The following is a 23,832-nucleotide window of genomic DNA, read 5'->3' on the forward strand; positions in this document are numbered from 1 at the left end:
CTCGTACCCCCGTACTCCGTAGCTCCATCGCCCGCAGCCCAAGGACTCCCATGTCGCTCACCAGCGATCCACCTCTCGACCGGCCAACCGGTCCGCACACCGATTCCGGAACCGCTACCGATATGGATGGCGGCGTCGACCACGGTGCGCTCACCGTCGTCCCCGTACGCCACCCCTGGCGCTGGGTCGCCGTCGCCGTCACCGCCGTCCTGCTCGCCCAGTTCCTGCACGGCCTGGTCACCAACCCCGGCTGGGAGTGGGACGTCTTCGCCCGCTTCTTCACCGCCGAGACCATCCTCAAGGCCGTCGGGGTCACCCTCCAACTGACCTTCTACGGAACGGTTATCGGCTTCGCGCTCGGCATCGTGCTCGCCTTCATGCGCCTGTCGGCCAGCCCGTTCCTCAGCGCGGTCGCCTACGCGTACATCTGGGCTTTCCGCTCCATCCCGCTCATCGTCCAGCTGCTCTTCTGGTTCAACCTCGCCTATCTCTACAAGGAGTTGCAGTTCGGCATCCCCTTCGGACCCGGCTTCTTCTCCTTCGACACGATGAACCTCGTCGGTGCGATGAGCGCGGCCGTCCTCGGACTCGCCCTGCATCAGGCCGCTTACGCGGCGGAGATCGTCCGCGGCGGTGTACTCGCTGTGGACAGCGGACAGTTGGAGGCGGCGGCCGCCCTCGGGATCCCGCGGTACCGGCAGCTGTGGCGGATCGTGCTGCCGCAGGCGATGCGTTCCATCCTGCCGAACGCCGCCAACGAGATCATCTCGCTCTTCAAAGGCACCTCGATCGTCTCGGTGATGGCGATCGGCGAGCTCTTCTACCAGGTCCAGGTCGTCTACGGGCGCAACGGCAGGGTCGTGCCCCTGCTCATGGTCGCCACCGTCTGGTACATCCTCCTGACCACCGCGCTCTCCGTCCTCCAGCACTACGTCGAACGTCACTACGCCAAGGGGGCCGCGCGATGAGCAGCACCACCAAGGACACCACCACCGATTCCCCGGACGTCATGGTCGAGATCCGCGCCGTGCACAAGAGCTTCGGCACCCTCGAAGTCCTGCGCGGCATCGACCTGTCCGTACGCGCCGGAGAAGTGACCGTGGTCCTCGGCCCGTCCGGCTCCGGCAAGTCCACGCTGCTGCGCACCATCAACCACCTGGAGAAGGTCGACCACGGCTGGATCAGCTTCGACGGCACCCTTGTCGGCTACCGCAGGGACGGCAACAAGCTGTACGAGCTCCGCGAGCGCGAGGTCCTGCGTCAGCGCACCCGGATCGGCTTCGTCTTCCAGAACTTCAACCTCTTCCCGCACCTCACGGTCCTGGAGAACATCATCGAGGCGCCGGTCTCCGCGCTGCGACGCCCCCGCAAGGACGCCGTCGCCGCCGCCGAGAAGCTCCTCGCCAGGGTCGGGCTCGCCGACAAGGCGGGGGTGTACCCCAAGCAGCTCTCCGGCGGGCAGCAGCAGCGCGTCGCCATCGCCCGCGCGCTGGCCCTGGAACCGAAGCTGCTGCTCTTCGACGAGCCGACCTCGGCGCTCGACCCCGAACTGGTCGGCGAAGTCCTCGATGTCATCAAGGACTTGGCGCGCGGCGGCACCACGATGATCGTCGTCACGCACGAGATCGGCTTCGCCCGCGAGGTCGCCGACACCGTGGTCTTCATGGACGAGGGCCGGATCGTCGAGCAGGGCGCCCCCGCCGACGTACTCGACCGCCCGGACAACCCGCGCACCCGCGCCTTCCTCTCCAAGGTCCTGTGACCTCCATGTCCTCTTCCACCCTTCCCCCAAGGAGTACGCACGTGTCCGTCCGCCGCACCCTCGCCGCCGCGCTCGCCACCCTCACCGCCGCGGGGCTGCTCACCGCCTGCGGTACCAGCGACGCCGCCACCGACGAGATCAAGCCGAAGGGGCAGAAGGGCACCGGCATCAACATCGGGCCCGACCAGCACCGGATCAGAGGCAGGAAGGTCGACGCCGTCGCGGCGAAGGTGCCGAAGGCCGTCCGTGAACGCGGCACGCTGCGGCTGGGCGCGAGCGCCGACGCGTTCCCGCCGCTCGGCTTCTACGCCACGGACGACAGGACTCGGATCGGCTCCGAGATCGACATAGCGACCCTGATCGCCGACACGCTCGGGCTGAAGCCGCAGTTCGAGCAGGTCTCCTGGGAAAACCTCTTCGTCGGCCTCGACAGCTCCAAGTTCGACGGTGTCCTGTCGAACGTCACGGTCACCGAGGAGCGCAAGGAGAAGTACGACTTCGCGACCTACCGTCTCGACAACATCGCCTTCGAGGCGAAGAAGGGCTCCGGCTGGAAGGTGAAGGGCCCGAAGGACGTGGCGGGGAAGACCATCGCCGTCTCGTCCGGCACCAACCAGGAGAAGATCCTCGTCGACTGGAGCGAACAGAACGAGAAGGCCGGGCGCAAGCCCGTCGACATCAAGTACTTCCAGAAGGACACCGACTACTACCTGGCGCTCCAGTCCGGCCGGATCGACGCCTACCTCGGCCCCAGCCCGTCCGCCAACTACCACGTCGCGTCCGCCGGTCAGTCCGAGATCGTCGGCACGCTGTCGGGCGGCGGCGACGGGGTCCAGGGGAAGATCGCCGCCACCACGAAGAAGGGCAGCGGCCTGGTCGAGGCGTACGCGGCCGCCATCGACCACATCATCGAGGACGGCTCGTACGCCAGGGTGCTGAAGCGCTGGGGGCTCTCCAACGAGGCCGTCGGGAAGTCCGAGATCAACCCGCCCGGCCTTCCCCAGCCCAAGAACTGAGCCCCGAGAGGTCCGCACAGCCATGCCTGCCACCGCCGCACTTCATCTGGCCGCCGAGATCGGCGGTCCGCCCCACTACGACGCCCCGCACTACACCGCGCTCGCCCAGCTGGCCGAGCGCGGGACCCTCGACTTCGTCACCCTCGGCGACTCGTTCGCCCGCCCCGGGCTCGACGCGCTCGCCGTGCTCTCCCGGGTCGCGCCCGCCACCCGCCGGATCGGGCTGGTGCCGACCGTCACCACCACCCACACCGAGCCGTTCCACGTCTCGTCCGCCGTGGCCACCCTGGACTGGGTGAGCCGCGGCCGGGCGGGCTGGAGCGCCGAGGTGTCGACGACCGGAGCCGAGGCCCGGCTCTTCGGCCGGCGGCCCGCCGCACCCGCCGCGGACCTGTGGCGCGAGGCCGCCGACACCGCCGAGGTCGGCGCCCGGCTCTGGGACAGCTGGGAGGACGACGCGGAGATCCGTGACGTCGCCACCGGGCGCTTCATCGACCGCGCCAAGCTGCACTACGTCGACTTCGAGGGCGCCACCTTCACCGTCCGCGGACCCGCCATCGTGCCCCGGCCCCCGCAGGGCCACCCGGTCACCGTCATCGACGGGACGGGCGGACCGAGCCAGGACGCCGCCGCCCGCCACGCCGATGTCGTGCTCGTACGGGCCACCACGCCCGAGCAGGCCGCAGGCATCCGGGCGGAGGTACGGCGCCGTGCCGCGACGTATGGTCGCGACCCCGACGCCCTGCGGGTGCTGGTGGCGCTCACCGTGGATCTCGGGGACGCCGAGACCGTACCCGAACCCGGTCCGGAGAGCGGACCGCGGCTCGCCGCCAGGGGCTCGTACTACCGCGGTGGCCCGGTCGACCTCGCCGAACTCATCGGCCAGTGGCACCGGGGCGGAGCCGTCGACGGTTTCCACCTCACACCCATCACGCCCGCACGCGATCTCGAACGGATCGTCAACGGCACCGTGGCCCTGCTGCAGCACCGCAGCCTGTTCCGCACCTTCTACCCCGGGGGAACGCTCCGCGAGCACCTGGGGCTGGCGCGGCCGGCCAGCCGATACGTCCTCGCGGAGGGACGAGCATGACCGCACCGACGCAGAAGCAGATGCATCTCGCCGCCCACTTCCCCGGCGTGAACAACACCACCGTCTGGTCCGACCCCCGCTCGAAGAGCCAGATCGACTTCTCCTCCTTCGAGCACCTCGCCCGCACGGCGGAGCGCGGCAGGTTCGACTTCTTCTTCCTCGCGGAAGGGCTGCGGCTGCGCGAGCACAACGGGCGGATCCACGACCTGGACGTGGTAGGCCGTCCCGAGTCCCTCACGGTGCTGAGCGCGCTGGCCGCCGTCACCGACCGGCTCGGGCTCGCCGCGACCGTCAACGCCACCTTCAACGAGCCCTACGAACTGGCACGCCGGCTCGCCACCCTCGATCACCTGAGCGCCGGCCGGGCCGCCTGGAACGTCGTCACCTCCTCCGACGCCTTCACCGGGGAGAACTTCCGGCGCGGCGGCTACCTCGACCGGGCCGACCTCCCCCAAGTTCTCGGCTCCGCTCGAACAGGGGGGACCCCCTACACCCGGGCCGCCGAGTTCGTCGCCACCGCCCGCGAACTGTGGGACACCTGGACTCCCGACGGGACCCCGCGCCCGTTCCGCCACCACGGGCAGCACTTCACCATCGAGGGCGAGTTCACCGTCCCGCGCTCCCCGCAGGGTCACCCGGTCGTCATCCAGGCCGGAGACTCCGGGGAGGGCCGCGAGTTCGCCGCGTCCGCCGCCGACGTCATCTTCACCCGGCACGGAACCCTGGAGGCGGGCCGCACCTTCTACGCCGACGTCAAGGCGAGGCTGGCGAAGTACGGCCGGGAACCCGACGAACTGAAGATCATGCCCGGGGTCACCTTCGTCCTCGGCGACAGCGACGCCGAGGCGCAGGAGCGTGCGGCCGAGATCCGGCTCCAGCAGATCTCCCCGCAGAACGCGATCCTCGCCCTGGAGCAGATCTGGGGCCGTGACCTCTCCTCGTACGATCCCGACGGGCCGCTCCCCGAGATCGACCCGGTCCCCGATTCGACTCTGGTGCAGGGCCGGGTCAGGATCGGTGACCAGCTTGAGGTGGCCGCCCGGTGGCGCGCGCTGTCGCAGGCCAAGGGGCTGTCCATCCGGCAGACGGTGATCGAGACGACCGGCCGGCAGTCGTTCATCGGCAGCCCGGAGACGGTCGCCGCGGAACTGATCGAGTTCGTCTCGACCGACGCGGCCGACGGTTTCATCCTCGTACCGCATCTCACGCCGGGCGGCCTCGACGACTTCGTCGACCGGGTCGTCCCGCTCCTCCAAGAACGCGGAGCCTTCCGCTCCGAATACACCGGTTCCACTCTGCGGTCGCATCTCGGGCTGACCGAGCCGGTGTGGAAAGGTTGATCGCATGAGTACGGACGCACAGCAGGCAGCCCAGGACTGGATCCACTGGCACGAGGAGCGCACGGCCACGGTCTCGGCGCCCTACGGACCGCTCTCCCTCACCGGTACCCACTGGCTCTCCGACTACCCGGAGGGTCGAATCCCGGCCCTTCCCGGGCAGTGGCGTGAGGACGGCGACGAACTGGTGCTCACGGCCGTTGTCGAGGACGGGCTCACCGTCGACGGGAAGCCGTTCACCGGCGAGGCGCGGCTCACCGCGGACCGCGGCCCGATCGACGAGTCCCGCGTCGCGCACGGCGAGCGCCGGCTGGTCGTGCTGAGCCGCGAAGGGCTCTGGGCCGTACGGGACTTCGACCCGGACTCCCCGGCACGTAAGGCCTTCCGTGCCATCGACGCGACGCCGTACGACGCCCGCTGGGCGCTGTCCGGCACCTTCCGCCCGTACGCCACCGCCCGCACGGTCCGGGTCGAGAACGCCGACGGTGTCGAGCGGGGGCTCGGCCTCGGCGGCGAGATCGCCTTCGAGGTGGACGGCACCGAGTACACGCTTCAGGTCGCGGTCGAGCACGACGGCTCGCTCTGGGCGGTCTTCGCCGACGCCACCAGCGGGAACAGCAGCTACCGCTTCCGCTTCCTGCGGCCGGCCGCGCCGGCCGAGGACGGCAGTGTGACCGTCGACCTCAACCGCGCGCTGCTGCCGCCGTGCGCCTTCGCCGACCACTTCATCTGCCCCTTCCCGCCGCCCGGCAACACCCTGCCGGTCGCTGTCGCGGCGGGGGAGCGGAACCGGATCGACCACTGACGCACCACCGCACCCGATCGGTTCAGGCCCCGGCAACCCGCGCGCTGCCGGGGCCTTTGCGGGCGAGCGGTGGGAGGGACGCGGCCCGTTGCGGTGAGCTCAGGCCAAAGGGCCCTCTTGCGCAAGAAGTTGACGCCTTGAATACTCCCGAGCAGCGCTTGTCAGGAGCACGTCGCATCCGAAATGCGGAGACGCGACCGTGCCCCCGACTGCGCCTCACGGGTCCGACCACCCCACAGGCGGACCCCCGTTTCCCCTCGGGAGGAATGACAAGTGAGGAACAAGCGCACCACCCCCCTCAGCGCCACAGCGAGACGAAGCCGGATCGTCGCGGTCGCCGCGGGCCTGGTTGCCGTCGCCGCAATCGCCGTCCCCAGCGCCCAGGCCGACTCCACCACGACATTCAGCGCCAACCAGCTCTCCGCCGCCAGTGATGCGGTGCTCGGCGCCGACATCGCCGGTACCGCCTGGAACATAGACCCGGCGACCAAGACCCTCGTCGTCACCGCCGACAGCACGGTCACCCAGGCCGAGATCAAGCAGATCAAGAAGTCCGCCGGCGCCAATGCGGGCGCCCTGCGCATCGAGCGCACATCCGGCACCTTCAGCAAGCTGCTCTCCGGCGGCGACGCCATCTACGCCCCCGGCTGGCGCTGCTCCCTCGGCTTCAACGTCCGCAGCGGCAGCACGTACTACTTCCTGACCGCCGGTCACTGCACCGACGGCAACCCGCCCTGGTACACCAACTCGTCGAACTCGACGTACATCGGCCCGACGGTCGGATCCAGCTTCCCGACCAATGACTACGGCCTGGTGCGGTACGACAACACCTCCGTCGCCCACGCGGGTACCGTCGGCAGCCAGGACATCACCAGCGCGGCCAACGCCACGGTCGGCATGTCCGTCACCCGTCGCGGCTCCACCACCGGCATCCACAGCGGATCCGTCACCGGTCTCAACGCCACGGTCAACTACGGCGGCGGAGACATCGTCTACGGCATGATCAAGACGAATGTCTGTGCGGAGCCAGGCGACTCCGGCGGTCCCCTCTACTCCGGGACGAAGGCGATCGGACTGACCTCGGGCGGCAGCGGCAACTGCAGCTCCGGCGGTACGACGTACTTCCAGCCGGTCACCGAGGCGCTCAGCGCATACGGCGTCAGCGTCTACTGACGCACCGGCACCCGATCGCACACATGACGGAGCCCTCGCCCGAATTCCGGGCGGGGGCTCCCGCACACCCCGCGGCTTTTGAGAGGATGTGGGGGAGGTCGGTCGCGCAGGAACAACGGGGGCGGATGCTGTGCCTCCCGGAGGGATGTCTCCGGGAACCCCCGGAGACACTCCAGGGGGTTCCAGTCCGTGAAACGCATCGGAGTGACCGGCCATCGCAGCATTCCCGAGGAGGCACACGCCCATGTGCTGGCCGGGATCCGGGCGGCGCTCTGCGGGCTCGACGGCTCCCTGGAAGCCCTCTCCAGCCTGGCCGTGGGCGCGGATCAGCTCTTCGCCGACCTGGCACTCGCCCACGGGGCCGAACTGACCGTCGTCATCCCCAGTGGGGACTACGAGACATCGTTCGCCGCCGGCGCCGAACGGGCCCGCTACCGGAGCCTCAAGGGCCGGGCGGCCCGGGAGGTGCTGCTGGACTTCCCGCACTCCACCGACGAGGCGTACTACGCCGCGGGCGCCTATATCGCCGATCACTGCGACCGGCTGCTCGCAGTGTGGGACGGCCGGCCGGCCCGCGGCTTCGGCGGCACGGGCGACATCGTGACGTACGCGCGGACGCTCGGCCGCCCGGTCACGGTGATCTGGCGCGACGGGGTCGAGCGCGCCTGATCCGACGTCATCTCACCGGCCTCGCCTCACATGCGGTGCCGGGCCAGCCAGTCGGTGTGTTCGGGGGAGACGATCCGCTCGGTCTCGAAGACCGCGACCGGCCACTGCCGTTCGGTCAGGCTGGTCTCCATGGCGGCCTGCATCGACTCCAGGTCCTTCTCGACCAGCGAGTGCGCGGATATCAGCGGGTGATGGCGGCGCATCTCGTTCCATGCGAGGCAGGCGGCCGCTGCCGCCGAGAGCGCCCCCGTCAGGGCGAAGGACCGGGCAGTCCCGAACGTCTGCAGCAGGCTGAGCGTCAGCGCCGGGGTGGTCAATGCGGCGATGGCGCTCGACCAGACGAACGCGCCGCGCCGCGAAACCTGCTGGCGCCTGCGGTACCAGCGCCGCTGTTCGATCAGCCGGTCCCGTACGTACGTCTCCTTGCGGACCGTGAACGCCCTGCTCCGTAGCTCTCGCATGGACTCCGTGATGAGCCCGCTGCCGGCATCGTTCATCTCGTCCCGGGGGTCCACCCAGCCGACCTTCCTGAGCTCCTGCAGACCCTCCTCGAGCCGGTTGGCGAACACCGCTTCCGGGTGCTGGGTACCGGTGTCGAACGGGGAGCCGTGGACGGCGTAGCGCCAGCACATCGACTTGATGAACTCGGCGGCGGAGCGGTTCAGTTGCCAATGCGACTTTGCTTTGCGCCGGGAAGCGACATACGTCGTGACCAGAACCCCGAGATAGGCCAACGCGCCGACGGCGTCGAGCAGTTGGAATGAGCCACCGATGCTGCCGTGCCACGGCAGGGCCGCCGGAACGGCACCCACCACGAGCAGGATCAGCTGGCCGCGGGTCGTATTGACCGCCTCCCGCTGACGTGCGATGGCGATGGCGTCCGTGTGGTGGAAGAGCGCCGGGAGGTCCTCGCTCCTGAAGACCATGGACTGAAGCGGTCCGGGAATCGCCGTCATGTTCACCCCGTCTGCAGTTTTGGACTTGCTCGTTCGGCCAGGCGGATGGCCTGTCCGGCCCGGCCGGAAGGTCTGGAAGGCCCCTGTGCGGTGCCCGGGGCGCACGCGTGCGTGGGCGGAGGCCGACCGGGTGCACGAGAGTAGAGTCGCCCGCCCGGACACTGCAATGGTGCCCTGGGCGACGACTGCTTCCCCGGATGTGGATCCGGTCGCTCTCGTGCGATCCGAAACGCTGTGGCATGGTTGGTCAACTTGCTTTTGTTGCAGGCGAGTTCCCCATTGGTGGTGTCCGGGTCTCGCCTCTCGCCGGGGGGAGCGAAGGTGCAGGAAACGAACGAGGGCGACGTTCAGTCGCCGGCCGGTGCCCAACGGAGGATCCGACGAAGCCCACTGCTGTTCACCACACCCCTCGTGCTGCTCGCACTGCTCACCGCGATCCTTCTCTGGGAAGTGATCCGCTCCAACATCACAGCCGAGGCGCAGACCGAATGGCCGTGGCGCCTGCACCTGCTCGACATGGACGCCCTGGGCAGTCTGCTGGCCGTCGCCGGTGGCGCGGTCCTGGCCAGGGCGCAGTACGCCCGCACGGTGCGGCCGTATCTGGGCTGGCGCGGATCCTGGCAGAAGGGGCATCTGAAGGAGGACGCGTCCGCGTGGCGCGTCGGCGTGCTCAACGGCGGGCAGCACCTTGCCGTGATCGACACTTGGGACTGCCGCCTCGTCCTGGCCGGGCAGGCCGACTCCGCCGATGCGCAGTGGGTCGATCTCGACGAGGCCGTGACCGAACTGACCGCTGCCGGGCTCGTCGTCGCACAGGACTTCCAGATCATCCGCTTCGGGACGGGCTTCCCTCTGGTGGGCACCGGGGGATACGAAACGGTGCTGGTGGGTGCCTTCTCGAAGCGGTTCGTCCGTGACGTCGAGGCGTTGTACCTGCGGTTCAGGGTCACCGATGTCGTGGGTGACACCCACGAGCGTGTCCTGGACTGCATGAAGGGGGCGAGGACGGATCTCAACGCCCCGCTCGACTGAGAGTGCCCGGAAGCAGGCTTCGCGGCGTCGCGGTGGAGACAGCCGATGGGGGCGTTCGCGGACGGAACCGGCAGAACGTGGCGCCGGGCGGGTGAACGGAGCGGAAGTGGACACGCGGCATCGCGCATCTGTCCTGAAGTCAAATCCACGTACCTTTCGCCGAAATCGGGGTGGCGCATCACCCGCCCTTGGTGCAGGGGCACCCCGCCGGCCCGCGCACAGGCCGGCGAAGGGGAGGGCCCGGCCTTCCGGAACTGGCTCGTGTCATCCGCTTCGGCCTGCGCTTTCTCTCCTCACTCCGACGGTGGAATGTCGAGTCGTGTTCCGTCTGGCGTAATGCTGTGTGACAGCTGCGTTTCGTGCGACGTCGGCATTTGCCAAGCGCTGTCAGCGGAGTAAAGTCGTGCCGCCGGACACTGCATTTATGCAGTAGCCGGAAGCGTTTCAGTGTCCGGAACAATCCCATCAAGGACGGCCGTGAAGACCAACGAATCCACCTCATCCTTCGCCAATGCGAAGAGCCGTGTGCCGCTCGCCGAGATCGACATCCGTGGCGTCGAAGCCACCAGGAAGCTCGATCGGGTATTCAGCACGTCAACCGGCCGTTCCACCAAGGCGTCAACCTTCAGCTCGGCTCTCTGAGTCGCGCCGCAAGGTGGCTAGACTGACGGAATGACAGGACCCCTGGTCCCCTTCCGCGAAATTGTGCTCAAAGTGCACAGCAGGTGCGATCTTGCCTGCGATCATTGTTACGTCTATGAACATGCTGATCAGAGCTGGCGTACCCGCCCTAAGGCAATCTCTGACGAGGCTATTTCCTGGACCGCTCAACGCTTGGCCGAGCATGCTCTGACGCATGCGCTGCCCTCCGTGTCAGTGATCCTGCACGGAGGGGAGCCTCTCCTGGCGGGCCCCGCGCGTCTGCGGCGCGTCTGCGAGGAGCTCACCTCGGCGCTGCACGGCATCGCCGATCTCGATCTACGGATCCATACCAATGGTCTGCAGCTCAGCCCGCGCTATCTCGACCTCTTCGACGAGTTCGGCGTCAAGGTCGGCATCTCGCTCGACGGCGACCGGGCCGCCAACGACCGGCACCGCCGTTTCGCCGACGGACGCACCAGCCACCCCCTGGTCCTGCGAGCCGTCGAGCTCCTCCGTCAGGAGCGCTACCGGCACCTCAACCTCGGCCTGCTGTGCACCGTCGACATCCGGAACGATCCGCACGCGGTGTTCGACGCCCTGGCCGAACTCGATCCACCGCTCATCGACTTCCTGCTTCCGCACGCCACCTGGGACCAGCCGCCGCCACGTCCGGACGGATCGCCCACGGCCTATGCCGACTGGCTCCTCGCGATCTTCGACCGCTGGAGGGAACAGGGCCGGCCGGTGCCGGTGCGGTTCTTCTCCTCGGTCCTGTCCAGCCTGAGCGGCGGACCCAGCCTCACCGAATCCCTGGGCCTGGCCCCCACGGACCTCGTCGTCGTCGAGACCGACGGGCAGCTGGAACAGGTGGACTCGCTCAAGAGCGCCTATGAAGGCGCGGCCTCCACCGGGTTCGACGTCTTCACGCATGCCTTCGACGAGGTCGCGGCGCACCCCGGGGTGCGAGCGCGGCAGCTCGGCCTGGCCGGGGTCAGCGAGACCTGTCGCCGTTGCCCTGTCGTGCGTTCGTGCGGCGGGGGGCTCTACACACACCGCTACCGTTCGGACAGCGGATTCGACAACCCCTCGGTGTACTGCGCGGATCTCGAAGCGCTGGTGCGCGGCATCGAGGTGCGGACGGCGGCGGAAACCGAGTCGGCCGCGGTCGCGGAGCCGCACGAGCTGGTCGCCGCGCACCAGGACCTGACGCGGACTCTGCTCGCCCGGCTCCACGCGGACCTCGACGGCCGGGGCGGAGAGCGCTGGGACGAGGCCTGGGAGCTGGTGCAGGCCTTGGACCGGACGGAGGCGGGCGCCGGTGGCCTGGACGGTGTTCTGACCCATCCCTACACCCGCACCTGGCTGCTCGACGCGCTGGACGCCGCGCACGACGGCCGGCCCGGTGCCGGCCGGCCGGCGACGCTGCGGCTGTCGTCGTCCGTGGCCGCTGCCGCCGTACGCGCCGGACTCGAACGGGATGTCCCCGTCGCCTACCGGGACGGCAGCATCTTCCTCCCCACCCTCGGCGAGGCGCGGATCGGTGGGGCGGGGGAGCACGGCACTGCCCTCGTGCGCGCCACCGACGACGGATTTCTGATCCGGCGGGACGGGCACCCCGCCGAACGGCGGATCGTGCGGACGTCGACGGAAGACCCTGGCTGGCTTCCGGTGCGTCACGTGGGTGTCGGCGGGGCGCCCGGCTTCGTACTCGACGACCTCGACCCGTACCGGGACTGTTTCGACACGCCCGTCGCTCCCCGGCTCGGGCAGTCCGAGGCCGATGCGTGGAGCGCGGGACTCGCCGGGGCCTGGGAACGGCTGACGGCGGTCGTGCCGGAGCAGGCGGCCGAAGCGGCGGGCAGCCTGATCGCGCTGACGCCGCTCACCACCGGGCACCCCGCTGTGGGGCGGCACGGCTACGGGGCGTTGGGGATCGGCGTGTACACGGATACCGAGGAACTCGCGCTCGGCCTGCTCCGCGGATTCCGGCGGGCCAAGCTGAGGGCCCTCGTGGATGTCACGGATCTGTACGCATCGGACGGAGCCTGGGACCATCGGACGCCCTGGCAGGAAAAGTCCGTTCCCTTCTCCCGACTGCTGTCCATGACCTATGAGCGGGTGGGACTGGGTCTCTTCGACCCCCGGTTCCTCGACGGGGTGCCGCAGGCACTCGACACACTCGAAGCTGCGGCCGAACTGACCATCGACGGAAAGCAGCTGCTGGCCGCAGTCCGAAAGGAGATCAGCGGTACACACGGGACATCCGGGAAGAACAGTTGCAAGACTGTTCTTGATCAAGAACCTGATTGACCGGGCGTGAGGATGGATGACTGAAAAGCGGCGTTGAATGACCGAACGCCATGGGGGTGGAGCAAGGTCCGCTCCGGAATGATGAATTCGCTCGCATTCTTCCCACACTCCTCGGATGCGAGTGCTCACACAGGACGGGGGTCGTGTGCACGCATCAACGCAACCGCGAGCGGCGGACCATCGGCCGTACTTCTTCTTGAGCTATGCGCATACACCGGGGTACGGCGGTGGAACGGACCCGGATATGTGGGTCGAGCGGCTGTTTCAGGATCTCTGCGGCCATGTAATGGCCATGACCGACCTCCCGGCGGGTGCCTCCGCCGGGTTCATGGACCGGGAGATACGGTCCGGCGAGGGGTGGTCGGAACGGCTCGGCAGCGTGCTGGCCACCTGCCGGGTGTTCGTTCCGCTCTTCTCGCCGCGCTACTTCGCCAGCGAGATGTGCGGAAAGGAGTGGCACGCTTTCGAACAGCGCGCCATCGCCCACCGCGCCCGCAGTAATCAGCCCGCCGAAGCGATCGTGCCCGCGCTCTGGGTGCCGGTTCCACCGAACCAGCTGCCCGGGCCGGCGGAGCGGCTGCAGTTCAATCACCGTGATTTCGGGGACCGTTACGTCAGTGACGGGCTCTATGGGCTGATCAAACTCAGACTCTTCGCCCAGGAGTACGAACGGGCCGTCTACGAACTCGCCAAACGCATCGTCAGCGTCGCGGCCACCGCCCGGATCGAAGTGGGCCGCCCCGTCGACTACCGGCTGGCCCCCAGCGCCTTCGGCTCGCAGAGCAGCGGTGCCGGTGCGCCTCGCCCGATGAAGGTGACCATCGCGGCTCCCACCCGGCACGACCTGCCCGAGGGACGCAACGCCGACTACTACGGCGACAATCCGCACGACTGGAACCCCTACCACCCGGCCTCCGCACGGCCCCTGGCCTATGTCGCCGAGGACCTGGTGCGCTCCCTCAACTACCAGGCCACCGTCACCTCGTTCGACGAGGAGTCCGGCCACGCGGAGAGCAAGGGGCCACCGAACAGGCCGGAAATCCTGGTCGTCGACCGCTGGGCGCTGATGGACGAGGACCGACGCCGCAGGCTCGCGGCCTTCGACGCCGAGAACCGCCCGTGGGTGACCATGGTGGTGCCCTGGAACCGCGAGGACCCCCAGAGCAGGGCCGCCGAGGCGGAGCTGACCGAGAAGCTCGAACAGACCATGCCGTCCAAGATTCGACAGGGGCGCGCGTACTGCCGCGCCGCGGCAAGGGGAGTGCCCAGCATGGATGCCTTCGGACAGGTGCTGCCCCAGGTGGTGGAGGCGGCGGCCCAGCAGTATCTGCGCCACGCGGCGGTCTATCCGCCGGCGACGGGCGGCGGTCACACTGAACGAACACGACTGATGGGGCCCATGGGCAACACACAGTTCATACCGGACATGCACGACCCTGCGACGGATGCGGAGGACGTATGACGGCCGGGCGTGACGGACGCATCGTCACTTTCTACTCGTACAAAGGCGGTACCGGGCGCACCATGGCGCTGGCCAACACCGCCTGGATCCTGGCTGCCAACGGCAAACGGGTACTGGCCGTCGACTGGGACCTGGAGGCGCCCGGACTCCACCGGTTCTTCCATCCCTTCCTCGACCCGTCGACACTCGGCGCCACCACCGGCGTCATCGACCTGATCACCGAGTACGCCTGGGCCGCGACCAGCCCGGTCCAGCGTGCCGACGACTGGCACCGCGACTACGCCCGCATCCAGCCGCACGCCGTCTCCCTCGCCCCGGAGGCACTCGGCTGGGAGTTCCCGCAGGGGGGCACCCTCGACTTCGTTTCCGCCGGGCGCCAGAACCGCGAATACTCCGCGACCGTCTCCACCTTCGACTGGGACAACTTCTACGACCGGCTCGGCGGCGGGCACTTCTTCGACGCCCTGCGCGACGACATGAAGGCCAACTACGACTACGTCCTCATCGACAGCCGGACCGGTCTCAGCGACATCGCCGACATCTGCACCGTCCACCTTCCGGACCTGCTCGTCGACTGCTTCACCCTCAGCGACCAGTCCATCGACGGCGCGGCATCCGTCGCCCGGCAGATCTCCGAGCGCTACACCGGCCGCCCCATCTCGATCTTCCCCGTCCCGATGCGCATCGACGAGGGCGAGAAGGAGAAGGCCGACGCGGGCCGCGCCCTGGCCCGGCTGAAGTTCGACCGGCTGCCCCGGGACCTGTCCAGTGACGAACTCACCGCCTACTGGGGGGCGGTGGAGATTCCGTACCGCCCCTACTACGCGTACGAGGAGACGCTGGCCACCTTCGGCGACGAGGCAGGTCTGACCAACTCGCTGCTCTCCGCCTTCGAGCGGCTCACCGCCGTCATCACCGACCGGCAGATCACCTCGATGCCCCCCGTGGGGGAAGAGGTGCGGCTCCGCATCCGCGACGCCTTCACCCGGCGCAGGCCCGCGCTGCCCGCCGATCTCTACCTCAACTATGTGGCGGAGAACCGGATGTGGGCCGACTGGATCGAATCGGTCCTCACCCGGGCCGGATTCCGCGTCGTCCCGCGCGATGTCTCCGCCGAGCCCGGCATCCCCGATCCGCTCCAGGGAGAGCCCGAGACCGCCGCCCGTACCGTCGTCCTGCTCTCCAGCGCGTACCTCAAGTCGCAGCGCGGGGTGAACCTCTGGGACCGGGCCGTCGCGGAGGATCCCGGCGGCGGCCGACGCCATCTGCTGCCGCTCCGGGTCGGTGACGTACGGCTGTCCGCGCCCTACATCGACCGCAACCCCGTCGACCTCTTCCGGCTCGACGAGGTGCACGCCAGCGGCGCCCTGCTGCGCGCCCTGGACCGTCCCGTACAGCTCACCGACGGTGTATCGCCCGGACCGCGCTTCCCCGGCACCGTCCCCAGGATCTGGAACGCGCCGCCGCGCAACCCCGGTTTCACCGGCCGCTCCATGGTCCTGGAACGGATGCGCGACCAGCTCGGCGGTGGCATGGCCGTCGTGCTGCCGCAACCGCAGACCCTCTACGGACTCGGCGGTGTCGGCAAGACCCAGGTCGCTCTTGAGTACGTGCACCGGTTCATGGCCGACTACGACCTGGTCTGGTGGATATCGTCCGAGCAGACCGACGACGTGGTGGCCAGCCTTGCCGAACTTGCCGTCCGGCTCGGTGCCCAGGGCGGCGACGACATGGCCGCCGCCTCCCAGGAGGCCGTGGATCTGCTGCGGCGCGGTGTGCCGTCGGACCGCTGGCTGCTGGTCTTCGATAACGCCGACGACCCTGAACGGCTCAGGCGTTACTTCCCGCAGGGCGGCTCCGGCCACATCCTGGTCACCTCCCGGAACCAGGCATGGTCCCAGCACGGCGACGCGCTGCCCGTCGACGTCTTCCTGCGGGAGGAGTCCATTGAACACCTCCAGCGCCGGGCCCCGGGGCTGAGCGACGAGGACGCCGCGCAGGTGGCCACCGCCGTCGGTGACCTGCCGCTCGCCGTCGAACAGGCCGCGGCCTGGATCGCGGAGACCGCCACCCCGATCGACACCTATCTGGAGCAGCTGGCCCAACAGGCCCCCGAGGTCCTGGCGCTGAACCAGCCCGCCGGCTATCCGGAACCGGTCGCCGCGACCTGGAACATCTCCATCGAACGCCTCAAGGAGCGCTCGCCCGCCGCGGTGCGGCTCCTGCAGCTCTGTGCCTTCTTCGCCCCCGAGCCGATCTCGGGGAACCTCCTGTACAGCAAGGAGATGATCGAGGCGCTGAAGCCGTACGACGCCTCGCTCCAGGAGAAGTTGGTGCTCGGCCGGGTCATCCGGGAGATCGGTCGGTTCGCCCTGGCCAAGGTCGACCAGGTCTCCAACTCCATTCAGGTGCACCGTCTTGTCCAGGCCGTGATCCGGGCGCAGCTCAGTGAGGAGGAGCAGCAGGACGCCCGGCATGTCGTGCACCGCATTCTGGCCGGTGCCCGGCCCGACGACGACGAGCCGATCGACAACCCGTCGACCTGGCCGCAGTTCGCCATCATCTGGCCGCACCTCGGCCCGTCCGACGCGCGCAACTGCAAGGAGCCCGAGGCCCGCAGGCTCTTGATCGACCGAGTCCGCTATCTGTGGAAGCGCGGTGACTTCAGGACCGCCACCACCGTCTGCGAGGAACTGCGTGCCATCTGGAAGGAGACGCTGGGGGAGCGTGACATCCAGTACCTCTACCTCTGCTTCCACCTCTCCAACATCTACCGTTCGCGCGGCCGTTACGTGGAGGCGAGGGAGCTCGACGAGATCACCCTCAGTCGGCAGCGGGAGATGCTGGGCCCGGAGCACCCGCACACGTACATGAGCACGAGCAGCCTCGCGACGGACCTCGGCACGCTGGGGGAGTACAGCAGGGCGATCGAGCTGGCGACCGAGGCCACCGAGGGGTTCAGCCAGATCTTCCACGACTCGCACCCGAGGGCGCTGGCGGCGGCCAACAACTTGGCGTTCATCCTGCGGTCCGTCGGGCAGTACGCCAAGGCCCGGGAGATCGACCAGGACGTGTTCGACCGGCGCGTGGAGGTGCTCGGCGCGGAGCATCCGTACAGCCTGTCCTCCGCCATGAACCTGGCCCGCGATCTGCGTGATGTCGGACGGTACGAGGATTCCGTCTCCATCCTCAGCCGCACCTACGACAGTTTCAAGGCCACACTCGGCCGGGCCTTCCCCGGCACGCTCAGCGCGGCAAAGAGCCTCGCGGTGTCGCTGCGCAGGGCGGGCAGACTGGAGGACGCCCGCAGGCTCACGGTGGCCACCCGCGCCAGGTACCGGGCCAAGTACACCTCCGCCAACCCCGAGTCACTGGCCTGTGACCTCAATCTGGCGGCCGACCTGTACGCGGCGGGCGAGGCGACCGAGGCCAGGAACACCGCGCAGGAGGTCGTCGAGCAGTACATGAAGGTGCCGGGGGAGAAGCACCCGTACACCCTGGCCGCCCTGAACAACCTCGGCGTCTACCAGTCGGGTGTCGGCGCGTGGGACGAGGCCGAGCAGATCCTGACCCGGGTTCTCGCGTCGATGCGGGAGGTGTACGGGCCTGAGCACCCCAACACCCTGTTCTGCCTCATGAACCTGGCCAATGCGACGGCCGAAAGGGGCGATCTCGAACTGGTGCTGGAGTCCGAACGCAAGCTGGCCGGACAGCTCAGGCACGTCCTCGGGGCGCACCACCCCGAAACCGTGGCCATGACGGCGAACATGTCGATCACGCTCGACGCGCTGGGTCGCAAGGACGAGGCGCTGCGGATCAGGACCGAGACGGTCGAGGAGCTGTCCCGGCAGCTCGGTGACGATCACCCGATGACTCGGATCGCCCGGGAGGAGCGCAGGTTCGAGCGCGAGCTGGAACCGGTGGCGGTGTGAGCCGGCCGGGCCCGCCCACGGCGGGCCCGGCCTGGGTCAGCCCTTCGAGGGGGAGGCGGTGGCCTCCTCCTCCAACAGCCAGTTGAGGACGGCAGGGAGCACGGACAGCGCATCGAAGTGCGCCGCCGCCGGCTCCAGCACCGCGGTGGCGCCCGGGATCCGTCCGGCCAGCCAGCGGGAGTGCCCGACCGGTGAGAACACGTCCTTCTCGCCGTGCCACAGCATCACGGAGCCTGTGATGTCCGCCGGGTCGAAGCCCCACGGGGTACAGAGCGCGATCGCATCGTCGATCCAGCCGTACGCCGAAGTGCGCAGCCCCTCACGGTAGTTGCGCAGCAGCATCGAACGGATCCCGGCGTCGTTGACAACGATCCGGTCGGAGTCGGTCAGCTCCCGGCGCAGATCGTCGAGGAGCTTGACCGGGTCCTGTCTGATCACGGCCGACCGGGAGATGAAAGACTCCGCGAGTCCGTCGGGGTCGGCCACCGCCGTGGAGTACGCCAGCACATTGGAGGCGGTCATCCCGTCGAACCAGTCCAGTCCGTCCGCGCCCCAGGGGGCGAGCCCGACCAGGGCGGCGGTACGGGTGACCCGGTCGGGCATCAGTGCGGCGCAGGCCAGGGCGTGCGGGGCGCCGCCGGAGCGGCCCACCACGGCGAACCGCTCCAGTCCGAGCGAGTCCGCGATGGCCCGGACATCCTCGACGACGTCCGCCACGCAGCGGCCCGCGAGTCGGTCGGAGTCGCCGTAGCCCGGCCGGTCGTAGGTGATGAGCTGTGTCTTGCGCTGGTACAGCACCATGCCGCGCGGGGCCGGACCGAGCCGGCTGCCGGGCATTCCGTGCAGCAGGAAGACCGGTCTGCCTCGAGGGTCGCCCAGACGCTCCACCATCAGATGCCGCCCGTCCCTTGCGTGCACCCGATTGCGCACTCCGCGCCTCCTCCGCTCCGTGCGGGCACGAAGTGCCCGACTTTTTCCACCGATTCGATGATGACCCATCAAAGTCCTTGGACGGAATGGCAATTGAGGTAAATCAACAGCGAATACCGGACAGGTCCAGTCCTCACCCATTGCCGACCGGCCGGTCGCACGGTGTGTTCGCAAACGGAACCGACGTGGTGCGGCTCCAGGTAGGTGAACGGGGCTGGGGCGAAGCGGTTCGGTCGTGTGTGCGTCCCGAAGTCGACCTTGTGTGCTATCTGCCCGGCCGGAACAGCGGGCGGCGCCATCCTCCGTACCCAGGCACCCCACTTGCCTGTGCACGGCCCCACAGGAGGTCGACGTTGAAGCATCGACACATATCCAGGAAGCGTGCGGTGATGGCCGGTTCGGCCGTTGTCGCCCTGGGCGCAGCGGGAATCACATTCCAGAATGCGAACGCCGGTGACGAGGTACCGCAGTTCACCGTACGGACGCTGACGCCGAACGAGGCCGGAAAGGTCGCCACCGCCCTCGGCGACGACCTGGGCGGCGACGCGGCCGGCGCGTACTACGACGCCGGCGCGAAGAACCTGGTCGTGAACGTGGTCGACGAGAGCGCCGCAGAACGGGTGCGGCAGGCGGGCGGCAGGGCCAGACTCGTGCCGAACTCGTCGGCCGAACTGAAGGCGGCCCGGCAGACCCTCACCGCGAAGGCCACGATCCCCGGCACCTCCTGGTCAGTCGACCCGGTCAGCAACAAGGTGATCGTCACCGCCGACCGTACGGTCGAGGGCGCGGCCTGGGCAAGGCTCGGGGCGGTCGTCGACGGGCTGGGCGGCAGGGTCGAACTCAAGAAGTCCGCAGGGGAGTTCAAGCCGCTCATCGCGGGAGGCGGCGCGATCTGGGGCGACGGCGGGCGCTGCTCGCTCGGCTTCAACGTGGTCAAGGACGGCGAGCCGTACTTCCTGACCGCAGGTCACTGCACCGAGGCGATCAGCAGCTGGTCCGACTCGCAGGGCGGCGCGGAGATCGGCACGAACGCGGGCTCCGACTTCCCGGGCAACGACTTCGGCCTGGTGAAGTACACCGCCGGCACGGACCACCCGAGCGAGGTGGACCTCTACAACGGCTCGACCCAGCCGATCACCGAGGCGGGCGAGGCGACCGTCGGCATGACGGTGACCCGCAGCGGTTCCACCACCCAGGTGCACGACGGCGAGGTCACCGGCCTCGACGCCACGGTGAACTACGGCAACGGCGACATTGTGAGCGGGCTCATCCAGACGACGGTCTGCGCCGAGCCGGGCGACAGCGGCGGATCGCTCTTCGCGGGCGACACGGCGATCGGTCTGACCTCCGGCGGCAGCGGCGACTGCTCATCGGGCGGCGAGACCTTCTTCCAGCCGGTGCCGGAGGCGCTGGCGGCGTTCGGGGCGGAGATCGGCTGACCGGGCGGGTCTCCGGGGCGCGCTGACGCCCGTTCGTCGGCCGGGCCCGGAAGCGGGCCCGGCCGACGAACGGGTCCGGGCATGAGCTGGAGGGAAGGCTTCTGACTGCGAGGCCGTCAATCGTGCGTCCGTCCTGGCACCGGCGATCAGCCGAGGGCAGTTGCGAGACCGCCGGCAGCGAGCCGGTCGCCCACGTCGGCCACCAATCCCTTGCCCAGGCTTTCCGCCCTCGCCAGCAGCGCCTCGAAGGCAGTGAGCCGGCGGAAGGCGTCTGCGTACATGGCCTGTTCCTCCACAGGGAGTTGGAGCACCTGGAGCCGCCTGATGTCGACACGGGAGGAGCTGGAGGCGTGGGTGCCCGCCTGGCGGCCGTTGGCCGGTGCGCGCAGACAGCCGGCGAGGAAGTCGGCGTCCAGCATCTCGGGGGTGACGCGCAGGGCGTACAGCTGAGGCCCCAGTGCGATCGGTGGTCCTTGATGCACCCATGCCCTGAACGCGCGGACGACCCCCGCGACCACGACGTCGCCCTCTTCTGCCACGGTCTGGGCGGCGCCCGGAGCCAGCAGTCCGCTGGGGGTGCCGTCCATCAGCAGGTCGGCAACGGTGAGCAGCGGAAAACCGGCTTCTTGCGGCCGCGCCGTGGTGTCCGAAGGTTGCTGCCCCGCAAGCAAGGTGAGCGCGCCTGCCTTGACGAGATCTCCCACCGTGGCAGTCGTCCGCGGCTCCGCCGCCATGAGGCCGATCTTCGACAGGTACTTCGTCAGATCGCCGAGTTCATTCAGGGACCCGGCCAGCTCGTCCCACGAAGCAGCGAGTTCGACCCCGGACGGTTCACTGCCGGATGCCGTGTAACGGCCCGGGGTGACATCCACCTCGTCGTCCAGCAGGTCCAGCAGGGAGACCCGTACGGCGCCTTCGGGCAGTTCGCCCCCGGGCTTGTCGAGTTCCGAGACGGCGGAGCGGACGAACCTGGTCAGTGCATCCCAGTCGGGCCCCTGCTCGCGTGTACCCGGCTTCCCCAGCCGTGTCGCGTCGACCAGGAGTGCGTCCTGAGCGCTCGGGCCTGCGTGGGGACCGTCCGGAGCTGCGCGGAGTAGCCACAGCTGAAGGGAGACGCTGTGCGGCTGCGCGCACCCCGGCGGCAGTGCCACGACAGCTCTCAGCAGTCCGGTGCGCAACAGGGACCCCCGGATACGGCGACCCGCCTTGCGGGAGGCGACGGCCGGAGGCAGGACGATGACTGCGGTGCCGCCGGGTCTGAGGTGGGTCAGCAGGTGCTGCACCCAGGCCAGTTCCGGCTCGGTGCGCGGCGGCAGGCCATGCGTCCAGCGTTGGTCGGTGGCCAGTTCCTCGTAGCCCCAGTCGCGCTCGTTGAACGGCGGGTTGCACAGCGCGATGTCCGCCCGCAGGCCGGTGAACGGATCGTCACGCAGAGCGTCGACGGTTGCGATCTCGGTATGGACGTCCCGGCCCCCGGTCGCGAATTCGAGGCGCGCGGACGCGAGGGCGGCCAGGGCCGGATCCCGTTCGCACCCCAGCAGAGCCAGGCCCGGACCGTCGTATTCCTGAGCGGCAGCTGCCGCCAGATGCCCCGTGCCGCACGCCGGATCGAAGACTGTGAGTCCTCCATCGCCTTCGCCGATCCGGCTGTCGAGCGCGATCCGGGCCATCAGCGTGGCCAGTTGGGTCGGCGTGGTGCTGAGCTGTCGCACATGGGTGTCCAGCCACCGTTGCAGCAAGAACTCGAACGTCTCGCGTGGGCCTTCGTTGCGCCCCAGACGCGCAGCATCGCCGACCAGGCTCTTCGCTTCGGCCGAGAGTTCCGGTGCCACGGAACGGGCCCGGGGCGAGCGCATCCGGCGGGCCGCCTCGGCGATGGCGAGCCCCGACTCGTCCCTGCTGCCGAGTGCCTCGAACCGCGGCCAGAGGAACTCGCGGGCGCCGGCGTCGGTCAGCTTCCCGTTGCTGCGCAGCCACTGCTCGACCTCGGACAGTGAGAACTGCGGGCTGACGTCCGTACCCCCGATGCGTGAGGGAAACGAGTCGTGGCGGCGGCGCCAGTTGCTCACCGCCGCGCGTCCGACCCCGGCGATCCGGGCGATCTCGGCCAGGCTGACCGGTACAGCGTTGGTTGTACTCATCGAAGATCTCCGGGGTCCTTGGCGGGCTAGGCGGGTCGGCATCCCGGCGGTGGCCGCAGTACTGGCAGGCTACTACGCACATTGACTTTGTTCACAGGCTCGACTTGTGGGATCACTGTGTGAATCGTGTGGAGGGTGGGAGATATGCAGACGTTCGCACCGGGAATGGTGCTGCGTGACCGGTACCGGCTCGAGTCCGTGCTCGGGCGGGGTGTGATGGGGCAGGTGTGGCGGGGGCGCGACCTCTATCTGGAGCGGCCCGTGGCGGTGAAGACCATTGCGTCGGAACTGCTGGCCGTTCCCCGGAGCCGGGACGAGGCGCTCGCCCGCTTCAAGCGGGAGGCTCAGGCCGCCGCCTGCCTCGACCATTCCAACATCACCACCGTGCACGACGCGTCGATCACTGACGACATCTGCTGTCTGGTGATGCAGCTGGTCGACGGAACGACCCTGGAGTACCTCTTCGACCAGCAGGAGGACGAACGGTTCGACGTGCCCACGGCTGCGGCCGTCGCCGCCCAGCTGTGCGCCGGGCTGTCGGCCGCCCACGCCGCCGGCCTCGTCCATCGTGACCTCAAGACGCAGAACGTCATGGTGCGACGTGACGGAGTCGTCAAGATCCTCGACTTCGGCCTGGTCAAGTCCCTCGCGGACGTGGACCCGCGCCTGACCATGACCGGGGAGGGTATCGGCAACATCCTCTGTGCCTCGCCCGAACTGCTCTCCGGCCGCGGTCGTCTCGACGGCCGCAGCGACCTCTATGCGGTGGGCTGCCTGCTGCACCACATGCTCACCGGCGCTCCGCCCTTCTCCACCGATCAGCCCGCACTCCTTGCTTCCCGGCATCTGACGGCGGCCCCTCCCCTCATCGCGGAATCAGGGGTGGATGTGCCGGCCTCGCTCCAGGAACTGGTGACTGCCCTGCTCGCCAAGCGCCCGGAGGACCGCCCTTCCTCCGCCACCGAGGTCTATGTGGCCCTCGCGCCCCATCTGCCGGGACCGGATCCCGCGGCGGCCGCCCACCGCGGTCTTCCCGAGGATCCGCGCCGCCCGTTCCTCGTCCCGCAGGGGCCGCAGCCCCTGTGATCGGTGAGAGGATGGTGCGGCCGATCGGGTGCGCCGCACTGCCCCGGTCG

Annotated in this window: 18 protein-coding genes; 15 read left to right on the forward strand and 3 right to left on the reverse strand. The window is 69.1% G+C overall.

Going from position 1 to position 23,832, the window contains the following annotated elements; translation table 11 throughout:
- The first annotated feature begins 50 nt into the window (after positions 1-50).
- The 8 genes from OG972_RS31750 to OG972_RS31785 all read left to right on the forward strand — a co-directional run bounded on the left by OG972_RS31750 (position 51) and on the right by OG972_RS31785 (position 7,852).
- Positions 51-968, forward strand: coding sequence for an amino acid ABC transporter permease (locus OG972_RS31750; RefSeq protein ID WP_266987324.1), 918 nt, complete (start codon positions 51-53; stop codon positions 966-968).
- Between the two features lie 41 nt (positions 969-1,009).
- Positions 1,010-1,762, forward strand: a complete 753-nt coding sequence (locus OG972_RS31755; protein WP_266990845.1) for an amino acid ABC transporter ATP-binding protein — start codon at positions 1,010-1,012, stop codon at positions 1,760-1,762.
- 41 nt (positions 1,763-1,803) lie between these two features.
- On the forward strand, positions 1,804-2,778 hold the full coding sequence (locus OG972_RS31760; RefSeq protein ID WP_266987326.1) for an ABC transporter substrate-binding protein: 975 nt from the start codon (positions 1,804-1,806) through the stop codon (positions 2,776-2,778).
- Positions 2,779-2,800: 22 nt separating this feature from the next.
- A complete protein-coding gene (locus OG972_RS31765) occupies positions 2,801-3,868 on the forward strand; it encodes an LLM class flavin-dependent oxidoreductase (protein WP_266987328.1) in 1,068 nt (355 codons plus the stop codon).
- Entirely contained in the window at positions 3,865-5,208 is a 1,344-nt protein-coding gene (locus OG972_RS31770) for an NtaA/DmoA family FMN-dependent monooxygenase (RefSeq protein WP_266987330.1), read from the forward strand. Before OG972_RS31765 ends, OG972_RS31770 begins: the two co-directional genes overlap by 4 nt.
- Before the next feature lie 4 nt (positions 5,209-5,212).
- Positions 5,213-6,010, forward strand: a complete 798-nt coding sequence (locus OG972_RS31775) for a DUF1684 domain-containing protein (protein WP_266987332.1) — start codon at positions 5,213-5,215, stop codon at positions 6,008-6,010.
- 273 nt (positions 6,011-6,283) lie between these two features.
- Positions 6,284-7,183, forward strand: a complete 900-nt coding sequence (locus tag OG972_RS31780) for a S1 family peptidase (protein ID WP_266987334.1) — start codon at positions 6,284-6,286, stop codon at positions 7,181-7,183.
- Positions 7,184-7,372: 189 nt separating this feature from the next.
- The gene (locus tag OG972_RS31785; RefSeq protein WP_266987335.1) at positions 7,373-7,852 is read left to right on the forward strand and encodes a hypothetical protein; all 480 of its coding nucleotides are present in this window, start codon (positions 7,373-7,375) and stop codon (positions 7,850-7,852) included.
- Positions 7,853-7,878: 26 nt separating this feature from the next.
- Here the strand turns inward: OG972_RS31785 and OG972_RS31790 are convergent, their stop codons facing one another.
- Positions 7,879-8,808 (reverse strand): DUF4231 domain-containing protein, encoded by a 930-nt coding sequence (locus OG972_RS31790; RefSeq protein ID WP_266987337.1) that lies wholly within the window; start codon positions 8,806-8,808, stop codon positions 7,879-7,881.
- 321 nt (positions 8,809-9,129) lie between these two features.
- On the opposite strand from OG972_RS31790, the gene OG972_RS31795 reads away from it, so the two are divergent.
- The 5 genes from OG972_RS31795 (at position 9,130) to fxsT (ending at position 18,186) form a co-directional block, all read left to right on the forward strand.
- Entirely contained in the window at positions 9,130-9,840 is a 711-nt protein-coding gene (locus tag OG972_RS31795; protein ID WP_266987339.1) for a hypothetical protein, read from the forward strand.
- 477 nt (positions 9,841-10,317) lie between these two features.
- Positions 10,318-10,482, forward strand: coding sequence for an FXSXX-COOH protein (locus OG972_RS31800; RefSeq protein WP_208857661.1), 165 nt, complete (start codon positions 10,318-10,320; stop codon positions 10,480-10,482).
- 30 nt (positions 10,483-10,512) lie between these two features.
- Positions 10,513-12,792, forward strand: a complete 2,280-nt coding sequence (fxsB, locus tag OG972_RS31805; RefSeq protein WP_266987344.1) for a radical SAM/SPASM protein FxsB, inactivated metallohydrolase extension form — start codon at positions 10,513-10,515, stop codon at positions 12,790-12,792.
- A gap of 115 nt (positions 12,793-12,907) precedes the next feature.
- Complete coding sequence (gene fsxC / locus OG972_RS31810; protein ID WP_266987346.1) at positions 12,908-14,254, forward strand: FxsC protein; 1,347 nt, start codon at positions 12,908-12,910, stop codon at positions 14,252-14,254.
- A complete protein-coding gene (gene fxsT, locus OG972_RS31815; RefSeq protein ID WP_266987348.1) occupies positions 14,251-18,186 on the forward strand; it encodes an FxSxx-COOH system tetratricopeptide repeat protein in 3,936 nt (1,311 codons plus the stop codon). The genes fsxC and fxsT overlap by 4 nt, the downstream gene beginning before the upstream one ends.
- A gap of 36 nt (positions 18,187-18,222) precedes the next feature.
- Here the strand turns inward: fxsT and OG972_RS31820 are convergent, their stop codons facing one another.
- A complete protein-coding gene (locus OG972_RS31820) occupies positions 18,223-19,116 on the reverse strand; it encodes an alpha/beta fold hydrolase (RefSeq protein WP_266987350.1) in 894 nt (297 codons plus the stop codon).
- A gap of 353 nt (positions 19,117-19,469) precedes the next feature.
- Here OG972_RS31820 and OG972_RS31825 point away from each other — a divergent pair, with 353 nt between their 5' ends.
- Entirely contained in the window at positions 19,470-20,555 is a 1,086-nt protein-coding gene (locus tag OG972_RS31825; RefSeq protein ID WP_266987352.1) for a S1 family peptidase, read from the forward strand.
- Positions 20,556-20,701: 146 nt separating this feature from the next.
- Here the strand turns inward: OG972_RS31825 and OG972_RS31830 are convergent, their stop codons facing one another.
- Positions 20,702-22,696: an N-6 DNA methylase gene (locus OG972_RS31830; protein ID WP_266987354.1), complete on the reverse strand. Its 1,995-nt coding sequence runs from the start codon at positions 22,694-22,696 to the stop codon at positions 20,702-20,704.
- A gap of 144 nt (positions 22,697-22,840) precedes the next feature.
- Here OG972_RS31830 and OG972_RS31835 point away from each other — a divergent pair, with 144 nt between their 5' ends.
- Positions 22,841-23,782, forward strand: a complete 942-nt coding sequence (locus OG972_RS31835) for a serine/threonine-protein kinase (RefSeq protein WP_266987356.1) — start codon at positions 22,841-22,843, stop codon at positions 23,780-23,782.
- Positions 23,783-23,832 lie beyond the last annotated feature (50 nt).

It is taken from the genome of Streptomyces sp. NBC_01669 (genome assembly GCF_026339735.1).
Lineage (GTDB): Bacteria > Actinomycetota > Actinomycetes > Streptomycetales > Streptomycetaceae > Streptomyces > Streptomyces yanii.

Coding starts and splice junctions, on each gene's coding strand:
- OG972_RS31750 (WP_266987324.1), top strand. CDS start 51: ATGTCGCTCACCAGCGATCCACCTCTCGACCGGCCAACCGGTCCGCAC.
- OG972_RS31755 (WP_266990845.1), top strand. CDS start 1,010: ATGGTCGAGATCCGCGCCGTGCACAAGAGCTTCGGCACCCTCGAAGTC.
- OG972_RS31765 (WP_266987328.1), top strand. CDS start 2,801: ATGCCTGCCACCGCCGCACTTCATCTGGCCGCCGAGATCGGCGGTCCG.
- OG972_RS31770 (WP_266987330.1), top strand. CDS start 3,865: ATGACCGCACCGACGCAGAAGCAGATGCATCTCGCCGCCCACTTCCCC.
- OG972_RS31775 (WP_266987332.1), top strand. CDS start 5,213: ATGAGTACGGACGCACAGCAGGCAGCCCAGGACTGGATCCACTGGCAC.
- OG972_RS31790 (WP_266987337.1), bottom strand. CDS start 8,808: ATGACGGCGATTCCCGGACCGCTTCAGTCCATGGTCTTCAGGAGCGAG.
- fxsB (WP_266987344.1), top strand. CDS start 10,513: ATGACAGGACCCCTGGTCCCCTTCCGCGAAATTGTGCTCAAAGTGCAC.
- fsxC (WP_266987346.1), top strand. CDS start 12,908: ATGCGAGTGCTCACACAGGACGGGGGTCGTGTGCACGCATCAACGCAA.
- fxsT (WP_266987348.1), top strand. CDS start 14,251: ATGACGGCCGGGCGTGACGGACGCATCGTCACTTTCTACTCGTACAAA.
- OG972_RS31830 (WP_266987354.1), bottom strand. CDS start 22,696: ATGAGTACAACCAACGCTGTACCGGTCAGCCTGGCCGAGATCGCCCGG.
- OG972_RS31835 (WP_266987356.1), top strand. CDS start 22,841: ATGCAGACGTTCGCACCGGGAATGGTGCTGCGTGACCGGTACCGGCTC.